Source organism: Halomonas sp. BC2 (assembly GCF_002078115.1).
GTDB lineage: Bacteria > Pseudomonadota > Gammaproteobacteria > Pseudomonadales > Halomonadaceae > Vreelandella > Vreelandella stevensii.
Genome location: NZ_LFGT01000001.1, coordinates 9637 through 16694 on the forward strand (window position 1 = coordinate 9637; position 7058 = coordinate 16694).

Below are 7058 nucleotides of genomic sequence, written 5' to 3' on the forward strand. Positions count from 1 at the left end.
AAAGGCCGAGAGCGCCCTTGGCAGGCGCAGTTCCACCACCAGGGTGCGCGCCAGCGTATCGCCCTGCCCCTGAACCACGCCCCAGAGCTGAGCCATGGAAAGCGAGGCGCTGCCCACCGTCAGCGAAAACAGCAGCGCCGCCACGGCCATCAGGGCCAGCAGGCCAAGGGGTGTCCAGCGGCGCAGCGGCATCAGGCGTCCTCGCGCTTCTGGCGCGCCTGGTCGAGTTTGTCGCACAGCAGCTGTGCGCCTTCCAGCAGCCGCGGGGTGGGCCGCTGGATCAGTGAAGGCGGTACGAAGTAGAGGTTCTCCTTGGCCACCGCATCGAGGTGAGGGTATTGCTCCCAGTGGGTCAGCCAGTGGCGGTTCTCTTCGCCCATGCCGCCCGCGATGATGGCTTCCGGGTTGGCGGCCAGCACGGCTTCGTCATCCAGCCTTGGCACCAGCCGTTCCAGCTCGCCAAACACGTTCTCGCCGCCGCACAGGGTCACCACCTGGCCAATCAGGTGTTCGTCACTGACGCCCATCAGCGGTTCGTCCCACACCTGGTAGAAGGTGGGGACCGGGTCGCGTTCGCTATAGCGCGCGGTGAGTGCGGCCATGCCGTCTCGGAACTCGCTGGCCGACTGCCGCCCTATTGGCTCGGTACCGGCCAGCCGGGCGAGTCGTTCGATGGTATGGGCGACGGCTTCCACGCTGCGCGGCTCGATGTAGAACACCGGCATACCCAGCGCTTCCAGGGTCTCCATCTGCTCGGCGGGGTTGCCGGTCACCCAGCCGATGACCAGATCCGGCGCCAGCCCCACCAGCGCTTCCAGGTCGATGCGCGTGTGGCTGCCTACCGAGGCCACCTGCTTGGCTTCCGGGGGGTAGTCGCTGTAGCTGACCACCGCCACCACCTGATCCCCCGCCCCGGCGGCCCAGGTCAGCTCGGTGGCCCCCGGCGAGAGCGTGGCGATACGGTTGGCAGAGGCGTGCAGGCACACCTCTCGGTCGCGATCATCCACCGCGCAGCGTGAATGGTCATGCCCCTGGGCGGCGGCCGCCATGAACGAAAACGCGAGGCCCAGGGCCCCGCGTGTCAGTGTGTCATTGGCCAAAGTGAACACTCAGGAACCCTGCCCGGCCAGCGTTGATGTAGTCGGCACCGTCGAAGGAGCGCGTGGTGGTGTACTCCTGGTCCAGCACGTTCTCCAACGTCACCCGGGCGCTCCACAGCGGCGCAAACTGCCAACCGGCGCGCAGGTTCACCAGGCCGTAGCCACTCAGGCGGTCCTGATTGGCGGCATCCCGATAGCGGTGGTTCTGGGCCAGCCAGGAGCCGCCCACCGACCACTCGCCCAGCTCACGGTCGATGTCCAGACGCAGGCTTTGGGAAGCGCGGTTTTGCAGGCGCATGCCGGTCAGGCGATTCTCCGGGTCGGTGTAGGTGAGCGCCGCCGCCAGCGTCCAGGCGTCGAGTTCGAGCCCAGCGCTCAGCTCGGCTCCCCGAATACGGCTTTCCGGCACGTTGAACTGCAGCCCCTGCCCCGCAATCAGGTTGTCGATGTCGGTCTGGTACAGCGCCGCATCCCAGAACCACTGGGCATACTGGCCGCGTAGCCCAGCCTCGACGGTATGTGACGTTTCCGCTTCCAGATCGGGATTGCCGAAGCCAGGGAAGTAGAGCTGGTTGTAGGTGGGCGCATTGAACGCCGTGCCGTAGCTGGCGCGAAGGGTGTGCTGGTCATCCAGCTGGTAGCCCAGCCCCAGGCTGCCGGTCACTTCCTCGCCGTAAGCCTGGTTGTCGTCGAAGCGCAGGCTCGCCTGTACCAGCAGCGGGGAGAAGTCCAGCAGGGTCTGGGTGAACACGGCGGCATTGCTGCGGCTGGTTTCATCGTAGGCGGTGGTGCTGTCTACCCGGTCTTCGCTGTACTCGGCCCCGGCCACCAGCTCATGGGCCCCTGCGGTGAAGGTGTTTTCCCAGCGGGCAGCACGGATCCTGGTATTAAAGGCAGACTCGCTGAAGCCATCGAAATTATCGCTTTCATCGCGGGATTCGCTGAGCGTCAGGCGGCTACGCCAGCTGTCTGTCAGCGGCAGCTCGCCATATACCCCGGCCACCTGCTGCACGAAGTCGTTCTCGCCGCCGTCGTATTCGTTGTGGCCACGGGCACGCAGGGCCAGCACGCCCGCTTCGGCACCGTTATCAAAGGTGTGCGATACCCGCGCCAGCGCCGATGTGTTGTCGTACCCCTTGTCGTCGCCATCGCGGCGCACGGGTTGGCCATCGGTGGTGAAGTGGCTACCGGCAAAGCTGTAGCGGGTGCCGCCTTCTCGGCCGCTGATACCTGCGCTGAGCCGCTGGGTGTTGAACGAGCCACCGCCTGCGGAAATACGCGGCTGCGGGCCTTCCTCACGCCCTTCGGGGTAAACAGTTGAATGACGCCGCCCATGGCATCGGCACCGTAGAGGCTGCCGCGGGGGCCGCGCACGATTTCGGCGCGGTCGAACATGCGTGGTTCCAGGTACTGCCACGCCGCGCTGCCGCTGGTGGCCGAACGTAAGCGAATGCCGTCGATCAGCAGCACGTTCTGGGCGCTGCCGGTGCCGCGCAGAAAGACGCTGCCGTTCTTGCCGAAGCTGCCATTGCTGGAAACGTCCACGCCCGGCTGGCCGCGCAGCAGATCCGTGATGCTCACCGGGTCCTGGCGGCGAAGCGTCGCTTCATCCAGAACGGTGACCGAAGAGAGGCTTTCGTTGGCGGTACGCGGTGCCAACGCCGCCGTCACGACGACAGGATTGAGCGTATCGTGACTGGCCGAGGCCTGCTGCTGCGCCTGCGCATGAACGGCCATGGGCACGGCGGCCATGGCAAATGCCGCCAGCGTGGCGGTAGAAGATAAACGTTGCATGATGGATCCCTTGCGCACTGTGCTCACCCGCACAGCGTGTTTTTTAGTGGCCGGTGCAGGCGCACACGCAAGGCAGGCAAGCTGCGTTGGCAGCCCACCCTACACCCTGCACATGCCCACCGCATGCCGGTAATCCGTGGCTTTTTCAGCCGTCACTCCTGGGCCGGTCTCCGGGCTGACGAGCGAAAGGAGACGCTTTTTTCAAGCGCCGACCCTTTCCGAACGACCACCTTCCCATGCCTGAGCACAGTGGCGTCCTGGCCGTTCTTGTCTCGATCACCGTTGCGGGGGCAGCGTTGGATTGACGCAGTTGCGTTCACCAACTTCCCGTTTAACTGAGGGCGAAGGGTCGCCATCAGCACCTAAGAGTGCGCGTAAACTAGCAACTTGCGCTAATCAGGTCAATTTTGGCCAGGCGGGGCGTGCTGCACTATGTCGGACTTTATGGCGTGCTTTATGCCGTGCTTTTCAGCGCTTGCACGAGCCCATGGCGCACGTACCACACCTGGCTTGCCTGGGCGGCGGCGTCCTGGGTGAACCAACCGCTGAGGTCCCTCAGGCGGCGCTGGTCCCGGGCCATGGGCACCAGGCCTCGGCCCAGCTCGTTGGCAATCACCACCAGGGTGGCGTGCTGGCCTGCCGCTGCCTCGTCCAGGCGCTGCAGATCTTCGCGCCAGTGGGCGCGCCATTCGTCGCTGCTGAAGTCGGAGTGAATGGCCGCCGAGAGCCATTCGAACAGGCCATGCAGCACCAGCGGAGTGCCGGGGTGCATGACGTGGGACACTTCCTGCAAGCGCTGGCCCGGCGCCAGGCGCCACCACACCGCGCCGGGAAAGCGCTGTTTTACTGCGTCTCGCTTGCCTGCGCTGGCACCGCCGATGAACAGTTGCATTGCCACTCTCCTTTGCCTGCATCGTTGGGCTGATAGGTCAGCTGCCAGCGACGGCCCTGGGCCTGATGGACGATGCCCGCCCAGAAATCCAGCGTTTCGAACCGGCGGCGCAGCTCACGAATCACCCCGCCGTGGGTCACCACCAGCACCTTGCGATGGCCCTGTTCGCGCGCCTGTTGCGCCACCTCTTCCAGCCAGGCATCGAGGCGCTCACGCAACTGGCCAGACGACTCACCGCCGGGTATCTGCAGCTCGCCCGCGCTGTCTATCCAGGCGCGGTAGTGCGGCAGCTCCTTGAGTTCATCGTAAACCTTTCCTTCGTACTCGCCAAAATCCAGCTCTCGCAAGCGCGGCTCCCGGTACACCGGCATGCCGGGCTTGGCCGCCTGTGACCACGCCAGGGTTTCCTGGCAGCGGCCCAGGTCACTGGCATGAATGGCATCGAAACGCTCGCTTGCCAAAGCGTCACGCAGGGCCAGCAGGCCCGCTTCCGCGTCCGGGAACAGCAGCGGGATATCGCGCTGCCCCTGGTACCGACGCTCCAGATTCCAGGACGTTATACCGTGGCGAACTGCCACCAGCTCCACATCAAGACCAGTAGCCAAAGCTCTCCTCCTTCGATAGTGGCACCCACCATGTCACCGTTGATGCCGTGAAATAAGCGCAGCAGCGCCTGACGCACCAGCACGACCCACAAGGCCGTGGCCACCAGCCAGACCCACAGCCCCGGCATGAACAGTGCCCCCAGCAGCAGCGGCAGCAGGGCCAGCACCACGTCTCTTCGGCCCAGCGACTGCTGCCAGCTAAAGGCCAGGCCGCTGGGCTGGGCACAGGGCGTCAACACCAGCAGGGCCACCCCCGCCAGCCGACCCAGCGCGGGGGCCACCACCAGCCAGCCAAGCGGCGCCTGATAGTGCACCAGCGCCCATAGCAGCACCCCTTTCCAGGCCAGCAGAAACACTAGCGCCAGCATGCCAAAGCTGCCCACCACCGGGTCTTTCATGATCTCCCATCGGCGGGCCACGGGCTGGTTGCTGCCCAGCGCATCGGCCAGGTCCATCACGCCATCCAGGTGCAGGCCACCGGAAATGGCCACCCACAGGCTAAGCAGCACCAGCGCCGTGATGGGCGATGGGGTTTGCCACTGGCCCAACAGCAGGGCGACACAGGCCAGCAGCGCTCCCACCATCAGGCCCACCAGCGGGTAGGCGCGAATGGCCCAGCGCCGGGTGGCCGGTGTCCAGGGGCAGGCAACGGGGATCGGCAGGCGCGTCAGAAACTGCAGCGCCAGCAGCATGCCGTACAGGGCATTTTTCATGGTGCGCCAGCCGCCTTCCATTCGATGGACTGCCCGGCCACCACCTCCACCACCCGGTCGGCCTGAGCCGCCAGCCAGCGGTGCAACCTTTGCAGGAATTCAACGTAGCGCCACACCTCTGCCGAGGCAGGCAGGGGCGCTTCGTTGAGATCGTTGGAGACCACCACCAGCGTCACCCCCCGGCGGCGGGCATCGTGAAGCGCACGCACCAACAGTGCAAAGGCTTCCGTTTCACTGACCGGGGCGGCGTCCTCCTGGGTATTGAACATCACCTGGCTGGCCCAGAGGGTCAGACAGTCCAACAGGGCGGCATGGCCGTTGGGCACCTGGGCCACGGCCTGCTCGATGTTGAGCGGAGCTTCCAGGGTGACCCAGTGGTTGGCGCGGCGGGCCTGGTGATGGCCTACCCGTTCGGCCATTTCGCTGTCGTAGATGTCGGCGGTGGCCACGTAGTAACACGTCTTGCCGTCGGCGTACTGCTGAACACACTGCTCCGCCACCAGGCTCTTGCCCGACCGAGCCCCTCCACTAACAAAGACAATCATTCAGCACCTTTAACAACCGATCATTGGTCACACCATCGCGCAGTGCCAGCCTTAGCCAACCACCCTTCAGGCCAGCAAAACCATGGGTATGTCGCGCCAGCATACCTTGGTGAAGCAGGCGTTCAAGCAGCACGATACTGGAAATGCCCCGTTGCCGCTGAGCGGCCCCAGGCCGCACCAGATGAAAGCAGCTGTGGCTGGGCACCACCTCCAGCCCCAGCGCGGCCAGGGCAGCGCCCATGCGCGGCTGCTCACGGGCCAACCACTGGTGGGTACGCCGAGCAAAGCCCTCATCCGCCAGCAGCGGCGGCACCAGATCGGCAGCCAGATGATTGACGCTCCAGGGCGGTTGCTGCGCCTGAAGCTGAGCGATATGCCCCTCATCGGCCAGCACGTAGCCCAGCCGCAGGCCCGGCAGGGTAAAGAATTTGGTCATGGAGCGCAGCAGGATCAACGCCGGGTAGCGTTGGAGCAGCGGGGTCAGCGGTGCAGCCTCCAACGCCAGGTCGATGAAGGCTTCATCCACCACCAGCGAGGCCCCCGGTTTCAAGGCGTCCAGCAGCGCCTCGATAAGCGCCACGGGCAGCAGCGTGCCGGTGGGGTTGTTGGGGCGGCAAACGAATACAACATCAGCGCTGGCCGCCGCCTGCAGCAACGCGGCCGCGGGCGGGTCGAAGGTGCCCGGCAACAGGCCAAGCTCGCTGATGCGCACACCGTGGGCGTTGCAGGCCCGGGCGTACTCGCCAAAGGTGGGGGTGACGATCAGCGCCTGCTGGCCAGCGTGGTGCGCCGCCGCCAGAAAGATGGCTTCCGCGCCGCCATTGGTGAGCAGTACCTGCCCCGGCTCCACGCCTGCGTGTTCGGCAATCGCCTGTCTGGCGGCGCGGTAGTCCGGTTCGGGGTAGCGGCCCAGCCCAGCCAGGCGCTGGGCCAGGTAGCCGGTTACCCAGTCGGGCGGGCCCAGCGGGTTCAGGTTGGCGCTGATATCTTCCAGCGGATGGTCGGCAGGCAGGCCAAAGCGCTGCAGCAGCGCGGCGGCCTGGCCACCGTGGCTTGGCCAATGGTCGAGAGGAAGGTTGCCGGGCTGGTCGCGCATCACCAGGCCACCGTAGCCATCACGAGGCACAGCAGCAGGAAGAACATCAACCAGGCCCCGTGCATCAGCCAAATCGTGGTAGTGATGTGGCTGGCTTGCAGTAAATCATGGGCCGTGCCCAGCGTGGCCCGGTGCGATACTTGCCCCTGGTAGACGTTGGTGCCGCCCAACTGGACGCCCCGCAAATTCGCCACCATCGCCTCGGGCCAGCCCGCGTTGGGGCTTGAGTGGCGGGGTGCCTCGCGCCAGGTGGCCGCCAGGGCGCCTCGCCAGCGCAGAGGTGAGCGGTGAAACACCCCATACAGCACGCCCG

General features: G+C 65.9%; 8 protein-coding genes, 1 pseudogene and 1 riboswitch. All 9 genes and pseudogenes read right to left on the reverse strand.

All coding sequences use genetic code 11. The features are described 5' to 3' along the window. Nucleotides 1-192: iron chelate uptake ABC transporter family permease subunit (locus B7L71_RS00060; protein WP_139790003.1), on the reverse strand; the 192-nt coding region annotated here is incomplete at its 3' end. After that, a complete protein-coding gene (locus B7L71_RS00065) occupies nt 192-1049 on the reverse strand; it encodes a cobalamin-binding protein (protein WP_081135148.1) in 858 nt (285 codons plus the stop codon). The genes B7L71_RS00065 and B7L71_RS00060, both read right to left, overlap by 1 nt. Nucleotides 1050-1089: 40 nt before the next feature. Continuing rightward, nucleotides 1090-2894, reverse strand: a pseudogene (locus B7L71_RS00070) (TonB-dependent receptor domain-containing protein). Nucleotides 2895-3038: 144 nt separating this feature from the next. Next, nucleotides 3039-3275: riboswitch (cobalamin riboswitch) on the reverse strand. A gap of 73 nt (nt 3276-3348) precedes the next feature. Beyond that, nucleotides 3349-3786: a bifunctional adenosylcobinamide kinase/adenosylcobinamide-phosphate guanylyltransferase gene (locus B7L71_RS00075; RefSeq protein ID WP_039179601.1), complete on the reverse strand. Its 438-nt coding sequence runs from the start codon at nt 3784-3786 to the stop codon at nt 3349-3351. Continuing rightward, nucleotides 3738-4391: a histidine phosphatase family protein gene (locus tag B7L71_RS00080; protein WP_170919403.1), complete on the reverse strand. Its 654-nt coding sequence runs from the start codon at nt 4389-4391 to the stop codon at nt 3738-3740. The genes B7L71_RS00075 and B7L71_RS00080 overlap by 49 nt, the downstream gene beginning before the upstream one ends. Beyond that, the gene (gene cobS, locus B7L71_RS00085) at nt 4343-5104 is read right to left on the reverse strand and encodes an adenosylcobinamide-GDP ribazoletransferase (protein ID WP_081135151.1); all 762 of its coding nucleotides are present in this window, start codon (nt 5102-5104) and stop codon (nt 4343-4345) included. The genes B7L71_RS00080 and cobS overlap by 49 nt, the downstream gene beginning before the upstream one ends. Beyond that, complete coding sequence (locus B7L71_RS00090) at nt 5101-5649, reverse strand: bifunctional adenosylcobinamide kinase/adenosylcobinamide-phosphate guanylyltransferase (RefSeq protein ID WP_081135024.1); 549 nt, start codon at nt 5647-5649, stop codon at nt 5101-5103. The genes cobS and B7L71_RS00090 overlap by 4 nt, the downstream gene beginning before the upstream one ends. Beyond that, nucleotides 5633-6745 (reverse strand): threonine-phosphate decarboxylase CobD, encoded by a 1113-nt coding sequence (cobD, locus tag B7L71_RS00095; RefSeq protein WP_081135027.1) that lies wholly within the window; start codon nt 6743-6745, stop codon nt 5633-5635. Before cobD ends, B7L71_RS00090 begins: the two co-directional genes overlap by 17 nt. Beyond that, a partial coding sequence (locus tag B7L71_RS00100) for a cobalamin biosynthesis protein (protein ID WP_170919404.1) occupies nt 6745-7058 on the reverse strand: 314 nt, incomplete at its 5' end. The genes B7L71_RS00100 and cobD, both read right to left, overlap by 1 nt.